At 63.7% G+C, this 18,859-nt stretch carries 24 protein-coding genes, 1 tRNA gene and 1 other RNA gene; 14 read left to right on the top strand and 12 right to left on the bottom strand.

Features of this window, described 5'->3' with window-relative positions; genetic code table 11:
- Entirely contained in the window at window positions 1-738 is a 738-nt protein-coding gene (locus ACMZPQ_RS20855) for an SDR family oxidoreductase (RefSeq protein WP_197582519.1), read from the top strand.
- Window positions 732-2,153, top strand: a complete 1,422-nt coding sequence (locus tag ACMZPQ_RS20860; protein WP_197582520.1) for an efflux transporter outer membrane subunit — start codon at window positions 732-734, stop codon at window positions 2,151-2,153. The genes ACMZPQ_RS20855 and ACMZPQ_RS20860 overlap by 7 nt, the downstream gene beginning before the upstream one ends.
- A 42-nt stretch (window positions 2,154-2,195) precedes the next feature.
- On the opposite strand, the gene ACMZPQ_RS20865 is transcribed toward ACMZPQ_RS20860, so the two are convergent.
- Window positions 2,196-2,573 (bottom strand): VOC family protein, encoded by a 378-nt coding sequence (locus tag ACMZPQ_RS20865; protein WP_197582522.1) that lies wholly within the window; start codon window positions 2,571-2,573, stop codon window positions 2,196-2,198.
- Between the two features lie 140 nt (window positions 2,574-2,713).
- Here ACMZPQ_RS20865 and ACMZPQ_RS20870 point away from each other — a divergent pair, with 140 nt between their 5' ends.
- The gene (locus tag ACMZPQ_RS20870; protein ID WP_197582523.1) at window positions 2,714-2,977 is read left to right on the top strand and encodes a hypothetical protein; all 264 of its coding nucleotides are present in this window, start codon (window positions 2,714-2,716) and stop codon (window positions 2,975-2,977) included.
- 18 nt (window positions 2,978-2,995) lie between these two features.
- Here the strand turns inward: ACMZPQ_RS20870 and ACMZPQ_RS20875 are convergent, their stop codons facing one another.
- The 9 genes from ACMZPQ_RS20875 to ACMZPQ_RS20915 form a co-directional block, all read right to left on the bottom strand.
- Window positions 2,996-3,850 carry an endonuclease/exonuclease/phosphatase family protein gene (locus tag ACMZPQ_RS20875; RefSeq protein WP_197582524.1) on the bottom strand — a complete coding sequence of 285 codons (855 nt, stop codon included), beginning with the start codon at window positions 3,848-3,850 and terminating at the stop codon, window positions 2,996-2,998.
- Window positions 3,851-3,988: 138 nt separating this feature from the next.
- Window positions 3,989-4,234, bottom strand: a complete 246-nt coding sequence (locus ACMZPQ_RS20880; protein ID WP_197582525.1) for a hypothetical protein — start codon at window positions 4,232-4,234, stop codon at window positions 3,989-3,991.
- A 25-nt stretch (window positions 4,235-4,259) separates the two neighbouring features.
- Window positions 4,260-4,490 carry a hypothetical protein gene (locus ACMZPQ_RS20885; RefSeq protein WP_197582526.1) on the bottom strand — a complete coding sequence of 77 codons (231 nt, stop codon included), beginning with the start codon at window positions 4,488-4,490 and terminating at the stop codon, window positions 4,260-4,262.
- A gap of 87 nt (window positions 4,491-4,577) precedes the next feature.
- A complete protein-coding gene (locus ACMZPQ_RS20890; RefSeq protein WP_414486142.1) occupies window positions 4,578-5,282 on the bottom strand; it encodes a PA1136 family autoinducer-binding transcriptional regulator in 705 nt (234 codons plus the stop codon).
- Between the two features lie 5 nt (window positions 5,283-5,287).
- The gene (gene hchA / locus ACMZPQ_RS20895) at window positions 5,288-6,160 is read right to left on the bottom strand and encodes a glyoxalase III HchA (RefSeq protein WP_197582528.1); all 873 of its coding nucleotides are present in this window, start codon (window positions 6,158-6,160) and stop codon (window positions 5,288-5,290) included.
- Window positions 6,161-6,243: 83 nt separating this feature from the next.
- Window positions 6,244-8,253, bottom strand: coding sequence for a PGAP1-like alpha/beta domain-containing protein (locus ACMZPQ_RS20900; RefSeq protein ID WP_197582529.1), 2,010 nt, complete (start codon window positions 8,251-8,253; stop codon window positions 6,244-6,246).
- A 311-nt stretch (window positions 8,254-8,564) separates the two neighbouring features.
- On the bottom strand, window positions 8,565-9,911 hold the full coding sequence (locus ACMZPQ_RS20905; RefSeq protein ID WP_197582530.1) for a hypothetical protein: 1,347 nt from the start codon (window positions 9,909-9,911) through the stop codon (window positions 8,565-8,567).
- A gap of 206 nt (window positions 9,912-10,117) precedes the next feature.
- Window positions 10,118-10,510, bottom strand: a transfer-messenger RNA (tmRNA) gene (ssrA, locus tag ACMZPQ_RS20910).
- Between the two features lie 212 nt (window positions 10,511-10,722).
- Window positions 10,723-11,004, bottom strand: coding sequence for a hypothetical protein (locus tag ACMZPQ_RS20915; RefSeq protein ID WP_197582531.1), 282 nt, complete (start codon window positions 11,002-11,004; stop codon window positions 10,723-10,725).
- Window positions 11,005-11,031: 27 nt separating this feature from the next.
- Between ACMZPQ_RS20915 and ACMZPQ_RS20920 the strand changes: the two genes are divergently transcribed.
- Together ACMZPQ_RS20920 and ACMZPQ_RS20925 are read left to right on the top strand one after the other, a co-directional pair.
- The gene (locus tag ACMZPQ_RS20920) at window positions 11,032-11,403 is read left to right on the top strand and encodes a hypothetical protein (RefSeq protein WP_197582532.1); all 372 of its coding nucleotides are present in this window, start codon (window positions 11,032-11,034) and stop codon (window positions 11,401-11,403) included.
- 20 nt (window positions 11,404-11,423) lie between these two features.
- The gene (locus ACMZPQ_RS20925; protein WP_197582534.1) at window positions 11,424-12,560 is read left to right on the top strand and encodes an ImmA/IrrE family metallo-endopeptidase; all 1,137 of its coding nucleotides are present in this window, start codon (window positions 11,424-11,426) and stop codon (window positions 12,558-12,560) included.
- Between the two features lie 126 nt (window positions 12,561-12,686).
- Here ACMZPQ_RS20925 and ACMZPQ_RS20930 read toward each other — a convergent pair whose 3' ends face one another.
- Window positions 12,687-12,923 (bottom strand): site-specific integrase, encoded by a 237-nt coding sequence (locus ACMZPQ_RS20930; RefSeq protein ID WP_312646075.1) that lies wholly within the window; start codon window positions 12,921-12,923, stop codon window positions 12,687-12,689.
- On the opposite strand from ACMZPQ_RS20930, the gene ACMZPQ_RS20935 reads away from it, so the two are divergent.
- Together ACMZPQ_RS20935 and ACMZPQ_RS20940 are read left to right on the top strand one after the other, a co-directional pair.
- The gene (locus tag ACMZPQ_RS20935) at window positions 12,922-13,440 is read left to right on the top strand and encodes a hypothetical protein (RefSeq protein ID WP_312646073.1); all 519 of its coding nucleotides are present in this window, start codon (window positions 12,922-12,924) and stop codon (window positions 13,438-13,440) included. The two genes, ACMZPQ_RS20930 and ACMZPQ_RS20935, sit on opposite strands and share 2 nt — an antisense overlap.
- The gene (locus ACMZPQ_RS20940; protein ID WP_414486141.1) at window positions 13,437-14,366 is read left to right on the top strand and encodes a hypothetical protein; all 930 of its coding nucleotides are present in this window, start codon (window positions 13,437-13,439) and stop codon (window positions 14,364-14,366) included. The genes ACMZPQ_RS20935 and ACMZPQ_RS20940 overlap by 4 nt, the downstream gene beginning before the upstream one ends.
- Here the strand turns inward: ACMZPQ_RS20940 and ACMZPQ_RS20945 are convergent.
- Entirely contained in the window at window positions 14,363-14,851 is a 489-nt protein-coding gene (locus ACMZPQ_RS20945) for a hypothetical protein (protein ID WP_197582536.1), read from the bottom strand. The two genes, ACMZPQ_RS20940 and ACMZPQ_RS20945, sit on opposite strands and share 4 nt — an antisense overlap.
- Before the next feature lie 94 nt (window positions 14,852-14,945).
- On the opposite strand from ACMZPQ_RS20945, the gene ACMZPQ_RS20950 reads away from it, so the two are divergent.
- From ACMZPQ_RS20950 to ACMZPQ_RS20980, 7 genes are all read left to right on the top strand, one after another.
- The gene (locus ACMZPQ_RS20950) at window positions 14,946-15,458 is read left to right on the top strand and encodes a hypothetical protein (protein ID WP_197582537.1); all 513 of its coding nucleotides are present in this window, start codon (window positions 14,946-14,948) and stop codon (window positions 15,456-15,458) included.
- A gap of 216 nt (window positions 15,459-15,674) precedes the next feature.
- A tRNA-Met gene (locus ACMZPQ_RS20955) sits at window positions 15,675-15,751 on the top strand.
- 132 nt (window positions 15,752-15,883) lie between these two features.
- Entirely contained in the window at window positions 15,884-16,138 is a 255-nt protein-coding gene (locus ACMZPQ_RS20960; RefSeq protein WP_312646071.1) for a hypothetical protein, read from the top strand.
- On the top strand, window positions 16,131-16,601 hold the full coding sequence (locus ACMZPQ_RS20965) for a lysozyme (protein WP_312646069.1): 471 nt from the start codon (window positions 16,131-16,133) through the stop codon (window positions 16,599-16,601). The genes ACMZPQ_RS20960 and ACMZPQ_RS20965 overlap by 8 nt, the downstream gene beginning before the upstream one ends.
- Window positions 16,602-17,139: 538 nt before the next feature.
- Window positions 17,140-17,760 (top strand): hypothetical protein, encoded by a 621-nt coding sequence (locus tag ACMZPQ_RS20970; RefSeq protein WP_197582539.1) that lies wholly within the window; start codon window positions 17,140-17,142, stop codon window positions 17,758-17,760.
- The gene (locus tag ACMZPQ_RS20975; RefSeq protein ID WP_197582540.1) at window positions 17,723-17,905 is read left to right on the top strand and encodes a hypothetical protein; all 183 of its coding nucleotides are present in this window, start codon (window positions 17,723-17,725) and stop codon (window positions 17,903-17,905) included. The genes ACMZPQ_RS20970 and ACMZPQ_RS20975 overlap by 38 nt, the downstream gene beginning before the upstream one ends.
- A gap of 258 nt (window positions 17,906-18,163) precedes the next feature.
- Window positions 18,164-18,736: a hypothetical protein gene (locus tag ACMZPQ_RS20980; protein WP_197582541.1), complete on the top strand. Its 573-nt coding sequence runs from the start codon at window positions 18,164-18,166 to the stop codon at window positions 18,734-18,736.
- The last annotated feature ends 123 nt before the right edge of the window (window positions 18,737-18,859 follow it).

Here is an 18,859-nt window from a genome sequence, read left to right on the forward strand (position 1 = left end):
ATGAATACCCATCAGAACAAGATCGCGCTGGTTACCGGCGCCACCCGTGGTATCGGTGCCGAGACCGTGCGCCAGCTGGCCCAGGCCGGCGTGCACACGCTGCTGGCCGGCCGCAAGCGCGAGACCGCCGTGGAGCAGGCGCTGAAGCTGCAGGCCGAGGGCCTGCCGGTGGAAGCCATCCAGCTGGACGTGACCGATGCAGCGAGCATCGCCGAGGCGGTCGAGCAGGTGCGCCAGCGCCACGGCCGGCTCGATATCCTGGTCAACAACGCCGGCATCATGATCGAGAACCCGGCGCAGGCGCCGTCGGAACAGTCGCTCGATACCTGGAAGCGCACCTTCGATACCAATGTGTATGCGTTGGTGGCAGTCACCCAGGCGTTCCTGCCGCTGGTCAAGCAGGCCAAGTCCGGTCGCATCGTCAATGTTTCCAGCATGCTCGGCTCGCAGACGTTGCACGCCGACCCGGCGTCGGGCATCTACGATTTCAAGATTCCGGCCTACAACGCCTCCAAGGCGGCAGTGAACAGCTGGACCCTGAGCCTGGCCTACGAACTGCGCAACACCCCGATCAAGGTCAACACCGTGCATCCGGGTTACGTGAAGACCGATATGAACGGTGGCAATGGCGAGATCGAAATCAGCGAAGGCGCACGTTCCAGCGTGGAAATGGCGCTGATCGGCGAATCCGGTGCCAGCGGCAGCTTCACCTACCGGGGCGAGGTGCTGCCATGGTGATCCGCACGTTGGCGATGGCCGTCTCCAGCCTGGTGCTGGTGGGCTGTGTCAGCGTCGGCCCGAACTACAAGGCGCCGGTGCAGGAGCCGGTGGTGCTGCACGGTGCGCAGCAGCCGGTGTTCAGTACCACCTCGCCGGTGGCCAGCTGGTGGGCGCAGTTCGATGATCCGGTGCTGGAAGAACTGGTGCACGGTGCACTGTCGGACAACCTTGACCTGCGCGTGGCCGTGGCCCGCGTCAGCCAGGCCCGCGCGGTGTTCGTCGAAAGCCGTTTCGACCAGGCCCCGCACATTACCGCTGGCGGCAGCTACGACCGCCGCAAGCAACCCGATCCGCAGCTGGGTGGGCAGCGGGTGTTCAGTGAAAGCTACCAGCTCGGCTTCGACGCCGGCTGGGAGCTGGATCTGTTCGGCCGCAAGCGCCGTGCTGCAGAAGCCGCGCGTGCCGACCTGGACGCCGAGCAGGCCAACCTGGCCGATGCGCAGGTGCTGGTCGCCGCCGAAGTGGCACGCAACTACTTCGAGCTGCGTGGCACGCAGAAGCGCATCGCCGTGGCCCAGCACACCCTGGTCAATCTGCGCGACACGCAGAAGCTGACCGAGGCGCGCTGGGAGCTCGGTGCCGGCAGCGAACTGGACGTGCAGAGCAGCCGTGCCCGCCTGAAGGCGATCGAGGCTGACATCCCGCTGCTGGAAGTGGCCGAGACACAGTCGCGCAACCGCTTGGCGGTGCTGCTGGGCCAGCGCCCGGAAGTGCTCACCGCGATGCTCGCACCGCACGAGGTGCCGGCGTTCGCCAAGGCATTGCCGCTCGGCGATACCCGCGAACTGCTGCGCCAGCGTGCCGACGTGCGCGTGGCCGAACGTCGACTGGCGGCCGCGACCGCACGCGTGGGCGTGGCCACCGCCGACCTGTTCCCGCGGCTGTCGCTGTCCGGCTTCGTCGGCTTCCTTGGTGGCGATGCCAGCGGCCTGGTCAACGGCAACAACAAGGCCTGGTCGTTGACCCCGTCGCTGAGCTGGGCGGCCTTTGATTTCGGCACCGTGCGTGCTCGCCTGCGTGCCAGCAAGGCCGAGGCCGAGGGCGTGGCCGCGCAGTACGAGCAGGCGGTGCTGCTGGCACTGGAAGACACCGAGAACGCGCTGACCCGCTATTCCAAGCAGCAGGCGCGGTTGGGCATCGTGGTCGAACAGGCGCAGGCGGCGCGGCGTGCCGAATCGCTGGCGCAGATCCGCTATCGCGAGGGCTCGGAGGACTTCCTGACCCTGCTCGATGCGCAGCGCACGCAACTGGCCGCCGACGATGCATTGGCTGCGGCCGAGGCAGAAGTGAACGTCAGCGTGGTGGGCGTGTACAAGGCACTGGGCGGCTGGGGGCAGTCGCCGCAGTCACCGAGTGTGGCGCAGGTGCAGTAACCAACAGGGGACGGACGCGCAGGCTTCCGTCCCCTGCTTCCTTCAAGGCCAGTGATTGGCCTGGACGGCGCGTTCGCGCATGCGCACGATGCAGAAGCGATGGCCGGTTGGCGCTTCCATCACCCACCAGCGCTTGACGAATCCGATCCGGCGCGCGCCGAGCTTCTCCAGACGGTCGGCCTCGGCATCGATATCGTCGCTCTCGATGTCCAGGTGCACCCGCGAGGGGTGCGTGACCTGCTGCACCTCCACCTGCAGCCCGGCCGGCGCGCCACCCAGTTCAGCGTATTCGGCGCCGTCTTCGGCATGCGGGGGTTGTGCCTGCAGGCCAAGTGCCGCCGCCCAGAAGCGCGCGCCCTCGGCGGCGGGGGTGTCCTGGCAGTCGATGATGAATCCGGCCAGACGACTCTGGTGGGCCATGGCGTCCTCCACAAATCGGGGATAGCGACAGCCTAGCGCAGCGCATGCTGTGGACGTCGTCACAGTCGTGACGTTTCTGACTCTGCCGGAAGCGCCGTCCGCCGTGTAACTAGTGGAGCGGGCCCTTGGGAGGACAGGCGATGAGCAATGAGAAACGGGATACCCGGCGCATGTTGTTCGGTGATCCGGGGCCACCCGGGGCCGGGCTGTCAGTGGCGGTCGTGGTGCTGCTGGTATTGGCGACGATGGCCGCTGCGATCGGTTTCGTGCGCCTGCCCGATCCGATGGTGGGGCTGGGCCTGATCGGTATCGCCGTGTTCCTGGCGGTCGGCGCCCGCATCTGCCAGGCCCGTGACCAGCACCAGGCGCTGTACCGCCTGTTGTCACGGCAGCCGCCGCCATAGCTGCGGCTGCCGTGCAGGTCAGTGCGTCGGCCAGTCCAGCTCGACCACCAGCGGGAAGTGGTCCGACGGCAGCACGCCATTGATGCGGCGGTCGTCGGTCAGGAAGCTGCGCGCGCGGAAACCACGCACCAGCACCCAATCCAGCTGTGCGGTGGCCTTGCCGGTGAAATCGTGGAAGGTCAGGCGTGGGCCCTGCGGGGCGCCCACCTGGGTGCGGGTGTCGTGCAGCAGGCCGGTGAATGCCTTGTACGTGTCACCGCCGGGCTCGCTGTTGAAATCGCCGGTCAGTACCACTGGCAGGTCGGCCGGCAGTGCCGCCAGGCGCTTGCCGATCAGCGCGGCGCCCTTCACCCGGCGCGGTTCGTCCTCGTCGCGGTAGGGCAGGTGGGTGTCCATGAAATAGAAGCGGCGGCCATCATCGAGACGCCGGAACAGCGCCCAGGTAACCATGCGCGGATACAGGTTGCCCCAGCTGATGCTGCCCGGCACGTCCGGCGTATCGGACAGCCAGAAGTTGCCGGACTGCTCAATGGCCAGCACCCGGGTGTCGTAGAACACGCCCATGTGCTCGTCGCCGCTGCCACCTCGGCGGCCTTCGCCGAACCAGCGATAGCCGGGCAGGTGCTCGGACAGGTAATCGGCCTGTTCCTTCACCAGTTCCTGGGTGCCGATCACTGCCGGATGTGCATCGAGAATGACCTTGACCATCGCATCGCGGCGGTCGGGCCAGCGCTTGCCCGGTTCGGTATCGGCCGGGGTGCGGACGTTGAACGACATCACTTTCAGTGGCGCCGGTGTGGCGGCCCAGGCAACAGCGGGCAGAGCAAGCGCCAACAGCGCACACAGCGCGGGGCGACGGAAATGCGACAACATCGTGGAATCCCTCCATTCCATGAAAACGGTTTCACGGAGCATGCCATGGAAGGCGAGGGCAGCGGTATGCCGGGACGGGCGGCTGGGGAATGCCGGGCGAGCGCAGAAGGGCCCGCCCGGCGGATCGTGCAGTGGCGATCAGGGGTCGTAGATCATCCCGTATTCGTCACGGTTGTAATGCCCGGTGGCTTCGCGGGTGCCATTGTCGTAGACCACGTACGACGTGCAGCGCTGGTGGAACACGTTGCCAGCAATGCGGAACGGCACGCACTCTTCCTGCACCTCGACGACTTCGGCGGCTGTCGCGGTGGCGACAGGGGCCAGCATGGCCATGGCCAGCACGGCGGCAAACGCACCGGCCGACAAACCTTTTTGCAGTCTCATCCTCACGATCCTTGTTGATGGGGACTTACTTCAGATAGGGATTGCCGTACTCGTCGATCCAGTACTCGGCCTCGTGCACGTTGCCTTGTTCGTCGACATAGGTTTTCGTGCAGTGCTGGTGGACGCGGTTGCGGTCCACATTCACCGGTACGCACGAAATGCTCGATCCCGGTACGCCGGCATTGGCATCGGCCACCGGAGCCAGCGTTGCGGTTGCTACCACCAAGGCGGCCATTGCGGCCAGTTGCAGTTTCATAAGCATCATCCCTGCTTTCTGCAATCGCGCACATGCGCACGGGGTGTGTATCACGCGAACCCGACCACCGGAAGTGCCTGGCTGCGATCAGTCTTCGATCTCGCCGCGACGGCTGGCCGCGCGGATCGCCTGTGCCGTGGTTGCCACACCCAGGCGCTGGCGTGCATGGCGCAGGTGGTTTTCCACTGTGCGCGCGGAAAGCCCGAGCGTGGCGGCGATCTCCGCCTGTCGACGCCCGGCGGCGACCCAGCGCAGCACCTCGCGCTCGCGCGTGCTCAGCAGGCTTCCGGAAAGCGCTGCAGGAACTTCAGCCAGGCGGCGCGCGGCGCGGAATGCTGCGGTTGCAGCAGCCTCCAGCAACAGCCGCGTGCTGGCGGAGGCATCAATCGACGTGCCGGCGAAGCTGACCGCGCCTTCCAGGCCAGTGATGCCGAACACCGGCACCTGCAGCCCATGCAGGCCTTTGCCACGCGGTTGCTTCACCACCTGGTAGCGCTCACCGCGCAGCCCTTGGCGTTTGCTCCAGAAGAACGGCGTGTCGCTGTCCAGCACATGGCGATTGACCGGGCAGGCATGCAGGTAGCGGGCGAGGTCGGTGGCGGGGCCATCGCCGAGCCAATCCCCCTCGATCCAGTACACGCGTTGCGCGCCGCGTTCCAGGCCGGTGCCGGTAGCGAACACCAGCACGCGGTCGTAGCCGAGCGGTGCGGCGATGCTGCGCAGTACCGCGCCCACCGCATGCAGCGAGCGGGCGCGTTCCAGCTCCAGCAACGCCTGCACCAGCGCGGTCATCCGGATCAGCGCCCAGCCAGTGCGTCGAGCAGGGTGCGTGCGGCCAGCTTGCCGAGCGCGTTGCCGGCCAGCGGGCTGTCGCCGGTCAGCAGCAGGCGATCCTGCAGCACGCTGCCGTCGATGCCCTCGTTGACGATCTGCACGCCCTGCTGCGTCAGCCGCTCACCGAAGAACCATTGCAGCTGCCCGGGCATGTAGCCGATATCGGGGGTCTGCCGGTCCATCGCATCGGGGAAGGCGCAGATGCGGTAGCCGCGGAACAGCGAGCCACCATCGGCTTCGTCGACGCCTGCGGCCAGCAATGCCGCAGGGCCGTGGCAGAGGGTGATGATGTGGCGTTGCTCGGCCATCGCCCAGTGCAACGCGGCCTTCACCGCAGGGCTTTCGGGCAGGCCGATCAGCGCGCCGTGGCCACCGGGGATGAACACCGCCGCATAGTCCGAACCGGCATCCAATGCGGCCACCACATCGTCCAGCCGCAGCGGCTTGCGAAAACGTTCTTCATAACGTTCGTACAGGCCGCCGATCTCCTTGTCCTCGCGCGGGAAGGCCCACCACTCGAACTTGGCGGCGTTGCCCGACAGCGTGGCGATGTCAATGTCGAAGCCCGCCTTGTCCAGGTGGTACATCGGCAGCAGGGTCTCCACCGGATGGTTGCCGGTGGAGAACAGGTGGCCGTTGGCGGTGGGCAGGTAGCGCTCATCGGCGGCGATCATCAGCACCTTCCAGCGGCCATCGCGGCGTGCATCCGGATAGTCGGCACCGGACAGGTCACTCTTCGGCGACGTGAACTGCGACAGCGAATACGGCGACGGGAAGAAGGCGTCGCGCTCGGCCGGGTCGGGGCTGGGCTGGCGGCTGGGTTCTGGCGTGTTCATGCGGACCTCCTGCGGGGATGTGTGGCCAGCATAGGAGGGCGTGTGCGCACGCGCGATGAGGGATTTCCCTCAGTCGCCCGCGGCTACTTCATCGCCGCATCATGCTGCTGCATGTCTTCGTGCAGGATCCGCCGCAGCTCGACGATGGCCGGCGTGGCTTCCTGCACGCTGTGGCCGGACACGATCACCTTCTCCGAATCGGCGTGCGGCAGGTGCGAACTCCAGTACGGCACCAGCCCATCATCGGTCTTGTCCAGCGGGCCGTCTGCCTTCGCGCGGGCGATGATCGAGTGGTAATGCACGTTCGGTGACATCGGCAGGTCGGCCACGGCACGGACAAAGGGATCATCCTTGTCCAGGTTCTGGATGCTGTTCATCTGGTAGCCGTGCTTGCCGTCGTTGCGATCGATCTGGCCGTCGTTGGCGATGGTGGCGACGTCTTCCAGCACGGTCAGCGGCAGCCGCACCAGGCGTCCGATCCAGCGCCCGACCCGGGTGCCGGCCACGTCGGTGCCACGATGCGGCGTGGCGATGAACACCACCCGGGATACTTCCGGCTCCGGCAGGAAGGTCAGTACCGGCGCGCCCTTGGTGCGCAGCAGTTCGCGCTGTGCCGGTGTCATCTGTGCAGTGGCCAGCAGCGTGTCGACCAGATGGTCACCGGACGAAGAGACCATCAGCCGCGCGATCACCCCGCCCATGCTGTGGCCGACCAGCACCATGTCGTGCGACGCCTGCGCCTTGCCACTGGGGTCAAAGTGCCTGAACACCTCGGCCAGCGTGTGGCGCATCGCATCGTGGCTCATCGCGATGGGCATGTTGGTCGGGTAGTAGAACTGCCAGATCTGGAAATCCTCGCGGATCTCGTCGTCGCGCATCAGTTCGTTGGCGACGTTGACCCAGGCTTCCGGGCTGCTGGCCAGGCCATGGATCATCAACAGCACGCGGCGATTGGGATCATAAGGCTGCATCATGTACAGATGCGGCGTGTCGATGCCGCCCTTGCCGCCGAACAGCGAGCGCAGCGACTGGTGGCTGAAGTTGGATCGGGCCAGCCACAGCGCATAACCGGCGGTGAAGTTCGCCGCCAGCGGCACCTGCTGGCCATGCAGGGTGACTTCGGTGACCTGGTAGGGATCGTGGATCTCCAGTTCCGGCTCGTCGTCGTGCAGCACTTCCCACAGGTTCTTTCCCGAGAAGCGCAGCAGCACCGTCATCGACGGCGAGGGCATCTCGCTCCAGCTCTGCGTGGTCGAGGCGGTGGTGCGCGTGGCCGGCGTGGTGGCCGCTGTTGTGCTGGCCGGGTCGTTCATTACCGCAACCAGCTCGGCACCAAAGCCGTCGCGGCGGTGCACGCTGCGCAGCGTGCCGGTGAACGACAGCGAGGCCGCCGGTACCAGCTCGCTGGGGGTACGCGTGTCCAGCGGCGACGCTTCGCCTGAAGGCGCCAGCACGAAGGTCCAGCGGCCCAGCTGGAAGTGACTGGCCTCGCCCTGCACACGACCGGTGGCATAGGCGTTGTACAGCTGCACGGAGGCTTCCTGCACGGCCAGGTTGTAGTAGTCGCGCACCTGCGTCTGGCGGTCTTCGAAGCCCCGCTGGTTGGCGGTGCGCTCGGTGAAGAACAGATAGGCGTAGGCCTGCCGCGCAACCTGCATCCATGCATCCAGGCGCGGCTGGAAGTCGGCATCCAGTTCGGTGATCGCGGTCTTGGCGCGGCCCGACGCGGAGTACTCGCGCTTGGGTGCGGGCAGCGTCATCGCGTACTGCAGCCACAGCTCGGCCAGGCTGGAACGCTTGTCCTCCTCGCGCACTACGATGCTGGCTTCCATCGCCTCGATGCAGGGCAGGCCGGGCTTGGCACAGACACCTTCATCGAGGCCGGCCACGCGCAGGGTCTCCGTGGTCGCAGCGCTGAGCTTGCCGGAGGTCAGGATGTCGCCGCGCTTGAGCGCGATGTACTGGGCCGGGGTGACCGAGGCGACCTGCACCGATGGCCCGAACTGGCGCAACGTTGCACAGCCGCCCAGCGTGAGCAGCACGGTGATGATGAGGGTCGTGCGGCCGATGAAGCCCAAGCCCGTGGTAGCCATACGATCCTCCTGCGCGGTGGCGCCACTCTAGCGGCCGGCCTGTCAAAGCGGAAGATACCGGGCGGTCGGTTTGAGTCTCGCAATCCCTGCCGTGCAGGCGATTCAGGCATTCCCGTGTGACACTGGGATGAATGGACGGATGCGGGGGCTGCGATGCGCTGGCTTGAGACGCGGATTCCACCACCGCTGGTGATGCTGCTGTGTGGCGGCATCGGCTACCTGGCCAGCCGCGTGGCAGTGGGCATGAGGGTGCAACCGTAGAGGGCGGGCGACCGGGCGAACCCGGCCACCGGCCCCACCTACATGAGGTGTCAGTCGAACCAGACCAAAGGCATGTCAGCGTTCAGCGACATGTGGCGGAAATCTCCCAGTACCTGCGCGACCGCCTGCACGGTGTGGCAGCCCGTTCCCAGCGCGGACGAGCCCGCACTCAGGTAGCTGGCGGAAATGGTCCGCGTGCTCACGGCGTCCGGCCTGGAGCCCAACTGCTGGGTGCCAAGGCTGCCGACCTGCTGGCCATCGATTTTCAGGAAAAGGAACACGCTGCCGCCACCGTCGTTCTGATCACCCTGGACGCGGGACTTCGTCGAGAACAGCACCACACCGTTGTGCCCTTGCGGGATGCAGACCTGGCCCTCGCCGATCACCACCTGAGAGCCTATCGACGGACACCCCGGCGCGAATCCATTGGTCCCGACGCAGACATAGGCGAAGCGGCGGTAAGGGCCTCCCGCGGCGTAGTTGAATCCTGGGTTCAGACCCTTGCCGACCACGCCAAAGCCGTTGGACAGGGTGACCAGACGCGAATTGGCGCCGAACTTGTACTTCACGTTGTTGGTGTTGGCGTCCTGCGGCTGGTAATACGGCGATTCGGACGCGACGAAGCTGACGCTGCTGTAAGCCGGCGGGTTGACGAACAGGCCCTGCGAGTAAAAGGGCGCCTGCGTTTCTGCACCGCTGAAGATGTCATTGATCGACCAGGTCATCGACTCGATGCCGGGCTCCTGTTCGTTCAGGAAAATACCCAGCATGCCGTCGCCGTAGTTTCCCCAGGCGAATGCGCGGCCCGATGCCATGGCCACGATGGGGCCGCCGGGGTTGCCTGCCTGGGCGGTCATCAGCAGCTTGCGGTCCTTGGCCTGCAAGGCCATTCCCTCCGGGCTGCCGACGGTATTGAAGTCAAGCTGCGCGGTGTCGCTTGGGAGACGGCTGTTGGTAACCGAGCCCGCAGAGGTGATGAGTACGGAGAGGTTGCTGGCGGATCCGAAGTTGACCGCCGAACCGATGGCCTGCCCGGCCAGCGTGACCGTATGTCGTCCGGCCGGCAGGTACTTGGCACCGATGGCATTGAACGAGTGCTGCTGGGCGGACGTCGACTGCCGCCAGTCGATATAGCTGTCGTTGGAGACGATCTCGCCGTTGATGGTGATGTAGGCGTTGGCGGCAGACCTCCCACCCGGGAAGTAACGCCCGTCCGACTGTACATATACCCAGCCAGGCGCACTCAATTCGACCTCGCTTGAAAGCAGGGTGGTGGTGCCGGGCTGTACCCGTTGATCGGCGGCAAGCTGCAGATAACGCGAGCCTGGCGTGGCAGCGGAAGCCTGCCCCAGTGCCAACGCTGCGGCCAGGCCTACATAGAGGGTGATGCGCTTCATCTGATGTCCTTTCAGGTGTCGGGTCACGTCGTGTGACGAAAGGACTCTATTGCATATGGGTCTCAGAATCTGTGACTGTCTGCCATGCGCATGGCATTGGCAGGGACATCGGGGCAAGGCAGGCGAGGGCATCGTCGGAAAACAAAAAAGCCGGACCCCAATCGACGGGCTGTCCGGCTTTTCGTGGCCCCGAGAGGCCATACAGATGGTGGAGGTGGGCGGAATTGAACCGCCGTCCGAAGGCACTCCATCCCCAGCACTACATGCTTAGCTCGCCGTTAGATCTCATCCCCGAACAGCACGGCGTGCAAAGCGCATCCGGGAACCAGCCTGTTGTGTTCTAGTGCCGGACTGACAGGCAGCCGCCCAGCGCGATTCCATGATAATGACTCTACGCTGCGAGCATGGACACAAGCAGTTTCGAGGCTCCGCCTAAGTCGGCAGAAGGTCACGCACCGCAGTTTTTAGGCTGCGAGAGCGACCGGAGCGTAGTTGTCGTCGTTGGCAACTAGAGTTTTGCAGCTGGATTTACGAGGAAAGCTACCCCCTCGGCATGCGCCAGGCGACTTCACAACCCCCGTCGAAACCAATGCACCCCCGGTTTCTTCAAGTCTTGCAAGGCTTTCAGGTCCTTGGTTGACCAAATGTTGACCAAGAACCCGCCTAACGACGCGAATGGTACGGCAGTCTTCATGAATAGTCACGTGGCGAGTTTCGTGGAGGGGTGCCCAGCATGAACGGCCCGTGGAGTGGGCGGGCCGAAGGTTAACCTGAATGGGGAGTCGGCGCCCAAGGAGCTAGCTTCCGGACATCACATGCGATTCTGGTTGACAGTGGGCCGAAAATGCATAGAGTTGGCGGTGACAACTTCCCCGATATGCATAAAGGTGGCGCCGTGGCTCAAGGACCTTCTCCGCATTTCCCCCAGCTCTCCGAGCATCGCCTCCGTGTCGTATCCGAGGCATTGCTTGACGTTCTCTTCGAAACGGAGCGCTTGCTCGATTCCCCGCTTGATGACGGATACACCAGAGGCACTGCTACCTTCGGGCGGCAGCGTAACTCCTTGATTGCACTTTGCCAGTCTGGGCAGCATGGGTGGCTTCAGCTCACCAATTCTGCGATGGATGTCACGTTCGAGATCGAGGGCGTCCCGTGTCGATTCTTTGCCGACGATCCGTCAAGCCCAAAGAAGCCTGGCTTCTACAAGCGCAACGAATCCGATCAGCTTTTCCCTGGTCAGAACGACGCGCCAGTGATGTTCCGCTTCATTGTGGCCAAGCCCCAAGTCGCGGAGGAGGAACCCGACGTTCACTTCGTCGGATTTGACTCCAATCAGGTTGAGGTCTTCCGCTGGAAGTACTCGACCAGTACCCCCGTCATTGTCAGCGTAGACGATTCTCGGCCCGAGTCTGTCGATCTTTCCGCAGCAGAGGCGCGATCGCGCCTGGAAGCCGAGTCCAAGAAGGACGACGCTGAAGGGAAGAACCAGTAAGAGCGTGGCAGGAATACTTTATGCAATCTCGAATCTTGGGTGCCAATGTCCGGCTTGCGCGCCTATTCAACGGGTTTAGCCAGGAGGACGTTGCGACGCGAATCGGCAAGACCCGACAGTATGTTCATAAGATCGAGACGGAGCAGCTGACGCCGCCGGACGAAGTGGTTGACTACATCTCGGAAATGCTCAGTGTGCGACCCTCATTCTTTATTCGTCAGGCAAGTGCTGAGGTCGGTGAAGATCTTTTTCATTTCCGCAAGAGGTTCACTGCCAAGGCCGCGATTAAGCAAGTCGCGCTCGCCAAAGGTGAAATGTTTCGTAGGATCGTGGCGACACTGGAATCCAAAGTACTTCTCCCACAGTTGAACATTCCGCAGATTGAAGCCGGTTCAGTGGTGGATATCGAGCAGGCAGCCGAGGCTTGTCGCCGACATTGGGGGCTTGGTCTGGGGCCAATTCAAAACATGATCCGGGTTGTAGAGAACGCCGGGGTTTTGGTGACCAGGTTCAAAGGCGTTGCTCGAGAGGTTGATGCCTGTTCCATTGGTACGGCTAGGCCAGTGATTGTGGTCAACGATGCAGAGGCGTCCTCGTGTCGAGGACGTTTTGATGTGGCGCACGAGCTGGGACACCTTGTGATGCACTGTGGCTTGGTCACCGGCGATCGGAAGACTGAGGGCGAGGCTAATCGGTTTGCCGGCGCGTTCTTGCTGCCGAGGTCGACGTTTGTCAGGGAATTTCCACCATTGCGTGGCAGACATTTGAACTGGCAGGGATTGGTGGAGATGAAGCTGCGGTGGAAAGTCAGCAAGTCGGCAATTCTCTATCGCGCGAAGCAATTGGGTGTTATCACTGAGGATCAATATAAGACCGGTGTGATAAGGCTGAGCCGAGGCGGTGAGGCTCGCGGTGAACGGGAAGATGCCTTGATAGCGAGCGAGGTGCCTGAGCTTTTTGCGCACGCTGTGCGCCTGAGTTTTCGCGAGTCGTTGCTGTCGTATGAAAGTTTCTGCGGCATGTTTGGCGTGGGTCCGGAAGTCGTCGATGAGTTCATACCTGAGGAGGAATCCAGTCAGGCGCATACGAACGACGTCGCAAGGCTGCCCAACAACGTTGTGTCTCTCAACGTTAGGCGCTTGGCCAAAGGTCTTTAAGCAATGGCAGGCCTGGGTAAATGTATCCAGGCCTGCCGCTAAGCGATTTTCCTGCAGCTGGTGGCCGAAAGCGCCTGCTGAGACCGCTGGTTTGAGGTGGGGGCTGAACTACTGTGCGTCGCTGCTTTAGCTTTGCGGTGTCGCCGTTGCAGTATTTACTGCTGCAGCGCTCGCCCAAACGTCCGCAGCTTTTGAGCCGGCATCGGGGACCATCGACGGGATCCACCGGCCGTACTTCTTGGCGGTGATCGTCCAGTCGCGGTGCCCCATCTGGCGCGCCACCCACATCACGTTCTCGCCCGCGCTGAGCGCCTGGAAGGCAAAGGTGTGGCGCATCTGATACGGGTACGGGATTGCACGCATGCTCGATGCGCTGGGTGTGCAGATCCTGGTGCCGGACAGCTGCATCGGCCGGTGGAAGACGGAGCCCGGGCAGCAGATCCAGCCCGAGGTGCATCGGCATGGCCTGCACCAGGCCGCCCCATGGGACCGCGCATCCGGCGATCTCCGCGAATTGGGGCCCACGGCATGGTCCGACTGGAACCCCACCAAGCGCTGTGAGCTGCCTGAGTTTGTGCCGAAAGTGGCCGCTGGTGTACCGGCGCCGCTGCAATTGACGCCCTGGAAGGTCGGCGCGCTGAAGGTGCTGGCCGATCTTGAGCTCGATGGCTTCACGACCGCGAAGGATGTTCGGGCCCATGGCGTGGATCCGCGCCGCTTCTGTGCGACTGACGGATGGCTGAAGCAACTGGGCGGCGGGAAATGGGCCCGCGGAACCCTCGCTGCTTTCGAGGACCAGCACCCCGAGGCCTATGCCCAGGTGCTGGCCCAGGCGCGCGCCGCAGAGGATGCAAAGAAGACCCAGGAAAAGACGCCATGAACGAAGCTGCAGTCGGTACCAACGCGCTCTCTGCCTCGCGCGAGCTCGAAGTGGCGTTTCTCAAGGGTAAGAAGATCCCGTCCTGCGCCAACTGCAACGGCAAGGCGAAGGTGTGCTGGCCTGGTCGCGAGTCGCAGCTCGTGCAGCTCCAATGCCGGCACTGTGGGCCGCGCCGAGCCATCTTCGACAGCAGCGCATCAGTTCAGTGCGGCCGCTGTGGTGCCGCCCCGACCGGCCTGTTCCCGCGCGGTGCACAGATTCAGTGCTGCAGCTGCGGTGCATCCTCAGCCGTGTTCGTTGGCCAGGATCCTGCCGGTGCCCTGGCGGCGGCGCTGGATGCCTGGTGCCACCGTGCACCGGTTCTTCCGCCGGCGGCGGACGACAGCGCAGGCCCGCGGCGCCGCGGCGCAGCCCCGGATGGATTCGATGACGAGGGCAAGGGCAAGGGCGATGTCCTGGAGCTGCTGTCGCGCCTGCTGGTTGGCGGGGGCTACCGCATGCCAGTGGAGGGGCGCAGTACCTTGGCGCCGCTGGGCAGCAGCGACATCGCTGGCGCGGTCGGCTACATGCGCAACCCGCTGGAGAAGCACACCGCGCTGGCTGTAGCGACGCGGATGGGACCCGCTGCGATCGCAAGGCTCTCCCTCGCTGCCTACCGCCAGGTGGCCAAGGAGGTGCGCGCAATGCGGCCGCGGCCTCTGGATCTCGGCAAGCCCGCCGATCGCTGGCGTCTTCGCTTGGTGATCTACGACGCAGCCCACGAACTGGTGTGGCCGGAGCGGCGCCAGCCCTTCGCCGGCCTGGCCAAGTCCGCCAAGATGCGCAAGGGCAACTACATCAAGACTCACAAGTGCGCCAGCGCTGTTCTGCAGGAAGCGCTTCACGGTAGCCGGAAGGGGTTTCGCAAGGCGCTGTGGCGGGCTTAGTCCAGAAGCGTCAGGGCGTCCTGAAAGATCTCTGGTAGCTCGTCGCGGGCGACTCGGGCTTCACCCACGCACTCGTTGTACAAATCCACGAGTGAGCTACTTGGAAATTGCGGACCTTCCAATGCAAGGCGCGCCTCCTTGAAATCGGACATGACACCAAGAACATCTTCGCGCACGCGCTTCATGACGTCCATGCCGAAGAGCCACCTCATATCGTCAATCAGGGCGACAAGTTCGTAGAAGGCAGGTTCGGGGCCAGCGCCGTCTATAAGCCTGTTAACGATGCCCCTAAGTTTGTTGTAGGCCTCAATCCTTCGCTCGAAGAGGTCGAGCCGGAGTTTGTTCCGTGCGGTCTCCGCCTGCTGGTGTGCAGTGCGCCATTGGCGCCATGCGATCAAACCTACTGCAGCAGCGACGAGAATCTGCCCGATCGCAGTGAAGAGCTTGATCTGAAGCTCGGTCATGCCCAGTACGGTCTCAACCATTGCGACACCCTCCCTGTATTGGCCGGGATTGTCGCATTTGTTAAGGTTTGTTAGGGCGGGTTTCCCGCTACAGAGCACCCTAAGGAGCAAAGCAATGACGAAGGACGAGCTGAAGGCGAAGATTGTGGAAGGTGCAGTGCGGCTGGCGCAGGCAGCCGGGCGTGCTCGTTTGGACTTTGCAGCGCTTGACGACGAGCTTTCTGCCGACACCATTAGGGTGGCGATGGGGAGAGTAACCAGTGTGGTCGAGTCGTCTCTGGCCGCCCTAGATGCGGTCAAGGGTGATTACGATGAGTTGAATGCGCTGCTTCCGCCGGTTGAAAAGGAATTCGGTGCGCAAGCCAAAGAGTCTCTGCTACATATCCTAAATTCGGTGCAAGATTTGCATTCGCGCGTATCCCTGCTTGGCCGGGCCTCTCGTGAGGCGGATCGTCTGGAAGACGAAGTTGCCAATGGATCTGCGCCAGCTGGTTCGCAGGCTAGCTTGGATACGATGTTGAGCAAGAACCAGCGGGTTGTGAGGGAGCTAGGGGGATTCCGCGAAAAGAATGTGTCACCCGACGAGATCCTAAACACCGCGGTGAGGGACCTCCACGCGTCGCTCTGAACAGAGTCAATGTTGAAGGCGCCGGGCTGTTCACGTTGCTGACCTCACTTGTTTCCTCATGAGGAAGATTTCTTCCTCATGAGGAACCGCAGTTGCCTCGGGAACCGAAAGTAGGTTTGTATTCCTACAGTGGGCGTTCTTATGGGCGCCTCAATTCAAAGGCCGTTGATTGACCAGGACGTGGGAGTCCGCTGGTCGATCAGCGGCCTTCTTGTTTGCGGGGTAGAGCAGTCCGGCAGCTCGCGTGGCTCATAACCACGAGGTCGGTGGTTCGAATCCACCTCCCGCTACCAAACGGCCGGTAGTCATGGCCACCACTCAAGCCAGCACATAGGCCGTCGTGAGACGCGCCGCTGGTGTCCGCGCGACCTTGCAGCCGCGGTAGTGGTGGGCCATGCCGGCCTCCTTTCATTGGGGGAACCGCGGTGAGCATCAAAGAGCAGATCACAACGGACCTGGCGGTCGCAGGTTCGAAGATCGGAGCGGTTGTGAGCGTCACCGCCGCGACGGACTCGCCGGGCTACACCCTGAGTGACTGGGCCCTGATCGGCACGATCATCTTCACCACGGTCCAGACGTTCACCGTCATGGTGAAGAACTGGGGCGAAGGGTCTGCCTGGTGGACTGCACGCATGGGCAACGCCAAGCGATTCTGGGCGTGGATCCGCCGCCGTGGCTGACACCAAGCTCAGCACCAAGCAACGCGTCGGCTTCGCCGCCGCGCCGCTGGCGCTGATCGGAGCGCTTGTCGCTGCCCTGGGCACGAACGACTCGGCGCACGAAGGTCGTTGCTATACGCCGTACTACGACTCTGCCGGCATCCTGACTGTCTGCGCCGGCATCACGGGCTCGGCAGTGGTGAAGGGCAAGCGCTACACCGACGACGAGTGCACCAGGCTGGAGGCGGCCTACGTGCGCACCATGCTCGGCCACATGGGGCAGTGCGTTCGCGGCGAGTTCGATTTCCACGAGATCAAGGCCTGGGGTCACTTCGCCTACAACATCGGTACCCCGGCGTTCTGCGCCAGCACCGCGGCGAAGCGGCTCAACGCCGGCGAGCGCCAGGCCGCATGCGGCGAAATGTGGAAGTGGCGGTACGTCACCATCGGCGGCGCGAAGCTTGACTGCGCGCTGCCGCAGTAGCGTTCGAAGTGCGGCGGCATCATTGATCGCCGGCAGTGGGAAATGGCGACCTGCCAAGGCCGCCTGCAGTGATCACCAGGTCGGCGATCAATGCCTGGTGGGCAGCCTGGAAGTGGGTGGCCATCCTGGCCAGCCTGCTGGCCGTGTCGCTCTGGCTCAACGTCAGGCAGTACGGGGATCTCCATGACCCAGCGTGTCGACGACGATGTCTGGGTGGCTCACCTCGATCGCCATCGGCATGGGCCTGGTGGCGGACCATGTCGGGAGTGCACCAGCTACGAGCAGGGACGAGCAGGTGCCGAGCTCTGGGTGGCGAGGCATGAGGCGAGACTTCGAGACGAAGTGGCAAAGATCGTAGTGTGGCGCGAAGCGATCCGAGGCAATCGGCTGGCCAAGAATCACCTGAAGCCGCCTTTTCCAGGGATGGAAGGCGAGGAGTCTGTGCGGCCGCTGCAGGGCCGGTTTGCTCAAATTGGCGATTTGATCAATTCAGCACATCGTTCAGGCAAGATAGCGCGAGGACACAGGGGATCTGAAGATGCTTGAAGCTTTTTTCGTGGCGACGGCTAAGGCTGCTCCGGCGGCCACCGCAGCGGCAAGCGATGGCAGCGACTGGAAGTGGTTGGTGCCGGTGGCTACGCTGATCATTGGCTTCGGGTTGAAGTGGCTCCAGGATCATTTCACGGAAAGGAGCAGGCGAAAGCACGAAGCTACGCAGCGGCGGGAGCAGCGATACGACGCACTACGTATGCGAAGGCTGGACGCGGAACGTCAGAATCTGTTGGCGCTTCAGCCCCTGATGGTTCGCTTTGTGCGTGCAGCAACCGTCCTCGCCCATCAGCGCGAGTACTCGGTGGGCTTGGGAAACGTTCGGTCTTCTTCCGACGGGTCACCGGAGGCCAAGGAAGAGTTGCGGCTGAGCTCTGCAGAGTTGGTACCTTTCCAAGCACGGATTCATTCGACCGACGTTGTTTCCGCAATGAATGCGGTGATAGACGCGGTGAGTAACTGCATGGATCAGAATGAGTGGGGTCCCGAAGCACAGACAAGGTGGAAGGCGGTCGACGGCGTGAATAAAGGCTTCCACACGGTGATCGGAAACACGATCAAGGCATTGGAAGATGAAAATCAGCAGCTCGGCGATCCACCCACGCGCTGATCGCGATCTTGGTCAACATCGAATGTTGACCAAGAAGTTGACCAAACGCTGCCAATCGATGCCCATTTCTGCCTATGCGGCGGCCATCAACGAAAAAGCCCATCATGCTAAAGCATTGATGGGCTTTGATATTTCTGCAATTTGATAACCGGCGCCGTTGGCGTCGCGGGGACAATGCACCCCCGGTTTCTACAGTGCTGCAAGGTACAAGGCCGATTCCGTGTTGCCACGGCCAGGGCCTGCCCAACGCTGGCAATGCTACGGCAAAACAGCTGAACAGTCACCTTGGCAATCGTCAGCGAGGTGTAGTGCGGCCGGCATAGCGGATTGGTAACGTCATTGGCACGAATTTGCGACACACTGGCGACGACCATCCGGGCCAGGAAAGACACGGAGACTGTGGGTGACCGAGGCAAGCCAACAACGCAGCCTGCGACAGCTGGTCGGACCCGTCGGGGCCGACTACCAGCGGCGGGCGCTGCCCCCCGGCTGGATCTGGGCCGTGCTCGGGGTGCTGCTGGCGGCCACCTGGCTGACCGAACTGCCGGCCACGGCGGCGGCGGCACTGGTGGCCAGCGCGGTGGTGGTGCATTGGCCACAGCGTGGTCGTACCCATTGGCTGGGCTGGCGCCTGCCGGCGCTGGCGGTCATGGCGGCCCTGCTGTGGGGTCCGGAAGTCCTGTCGCAGTGGTTCGAGCACGGCCTGGCCGTGGTGCTGATGTCACTGGCCAGCCTCAGTATCGGCGTGCATGTCTGGCAGTCACGACAGATGGCCCGCCAACTACAGGGCGCGGCCGATGCACTGGACGATACCCAGCTGCTGGCACTGCTGCCGGATGATGCGGCCCGGCTGGCCCAGCAGTGGCGCGCCGGCGACGATCGCCACGGGCCGGAACTGGCGGTGGTGATGCACCTGGCGGTGATGCATGCGGCCCTGGCGCCGCGGATGCGCAAGCTGGGCGCGCTGGCCGGTTGACCGGCGTGTAGAGTCGAGTCATTGCCGAAGCCGAGCATGGCTCGGCTCTTATCTCTTCCGACTCTGGCACCTTAGGTGCCGAGAGCCCGGCGCGGACGACCGTTCGGCTCTAGGTCTTTTCGA

The organism is Stenotrophomonas maltophilia (assembly GCF_047497515.2).
GTDB lineage: Bacteria > Pseudomonadota > Gammaproteobacteria > Xanthomonadales > Xanthomonadaceae > Stenotrophomonas.

What these genes read in the sequence shown, in the direction of transcription:
- ACMZPQ_RS20930 (WP_312646075.1), bottom strand. Translation starts at nt 12,923, where the DNA reads ATGCGTGCAATCCCGTACCCGTATCAGATGCGCCACACCTTTGCCTTC.
- ACMZPQ_RS20970 (WP_197582539.1), top strand. Translation starts at nt 17,140, where the DNA reads ATGCTTGAAGCTTTTTTCGTGGCGACGGCTAAGGCTGCTCCGGCGGCC.
- ACMZPQ_RS20905 (WP_197582530.1), bottom strand. Translation starts at nt 9,911, where the DNA reads ATGAAGCGCATCACCCTCTATGTAGGCCTGGCCGCAGCGTTGGCACTG.
- ACMZPQ_RS20870 (WP_197582523.1), top strand. Translation starts at nt 2,714, where the DNA reads ATGAGCAATGAGAAACGGGATACCCGGCGCATGTTGTTCGGTGATCCG.
- ACMZPQ_RS20935 (WP_312646073.1), top strand. Translation starts at nt 12,922, where the DNA reads ATGCTCGATGCGCTGGGTGTGCAGATCCTGGTGCCGGACAGCTGCATC.
- ACMZPQ_RS20950 (WP_197582537.1), top strand. Translation starts at nt 14,946, where the DNA reads ATGACGAAGGACGAGCTGAAGGCGAAGATTGTGGAAGGTGCAGTGCGG.
- ACMZPQ_RS20920 (WP_197582532.1), top strand. Translation starts at nt 11,032, where the DNA reads ATGGATGTCACGTTCGAGATCGAGGGCGTCCCGTGTCGATTCTTTGCC.
- ACMZPQ_RS20855 (WP_197582519.1), top strand. Translation starts at nt 1, where the DNA reads ATGAATACCCATCAGAACAAGATCGCGCTGGTTACCGGCGCCACCCGT.
- ACMZPQ_RS20900 (WP_197582529.1), bottom strand. Translation starts at nt 8,253, where the DNA reads ATGGCTACCACGGGCTTGGGCTTCATCGGCCGCACGACCCTCATCATC.
- ACMZPQ_RS20945 (WP_197582536.1), bottom strand. Translation starts at nt 14,851, where the DNA reads ATGGTTGAGACCGTACTGGGCATGACCGAGCTTCAGATCAAGCTCTTC.
- ACMZPQ_RS20975 (WP_197582540.1), top strand. Translation starts at nt 17,723, where the DNA reads ATGAAAATCAGCAGCTCGGCGATCCACCCACGCGCTGATCGCGATCTT.
- ACMZPQ_RS20915 (WP_197582531.1), bottom strand. Translation starts at nt 11,004, where the DNA reads ATGCTGCCCAGACTGGCAAAGTGCAATCAAGGAGTTACGCTGCCGCCC.
- ACMZPQ_RS20865 (WP_197582522.1), bottom strand. Translation starts at nt 2,573, where the DNA reads ATGGCCCACCAGAGTCGTCTGGCCGGATTCATCATCGACTGCCAGGAC.
- ACMZPQ_RS20875 (WP_197582524.1), bottom strand. Translation starts at nt 3,850, where the DNA reads ATGTTGTCGCATTTCCGTCGCCCCGCGCTGTGTGCGCTGTTGGCGCTT.
- ACMZPQ_RS20890 (WP_414486142.1), bottom strand. Translation starts at nt 5,282, where the DNA reads ATGACCGCGCTGGTGCAGGCGTTGCTGGAGCTGGAACGCGCCCGCTCG.
- ACMZPQ_RS20880 (WP_197582525.1), bottom strand. Translation starts at nt 4,234, where the DNA reads ATGAGACTGCAAAAAGGTTTGTCGGCCGGTGCGTTTGCCGCCGTGCTG.
- ACMZPQ_RS20925 (WP_197582534.1), top strand. Translation starts at nt 11,424, where the DNA reads ATGCAATCTCGAATCTTGGGTGCCAATGTCCGGCTTGCGCGCCTATTC.
- hchA (WP_197582528.1), bottom strand. Translation starts at nt 6,160, where the DNA reads ATGAACACGCCAGAACCCAGCCGCCAGCCCAGCCCCGACCCGGCCGAG.
- ACMZPQ_RS20940 (WP_414486141.1), top strand. Translation starts at nt 13,437, where the DNA reads ATGAACGAAGCTGCAGTCGGTACCAACGCGCTCTCTGCCTCGCGCGAG.
- ACMZPQ_RS20860 (WP_197582520.1), top strand. Translation starts at nt 732, where the DNA reads ATGGTGATCCGCACGTTGGCGATGGCCGTCTCCAGCCTGGTGCTGGTG.
- ACMZPQ_RS20885 (WP_197582526.1), bottom strand. Translation starts at nt 4,490, where the DNA reads ATGAAACTGCAACTGGCCGCAATGGCCGCCTTGGTGGTAGCAACCGCA.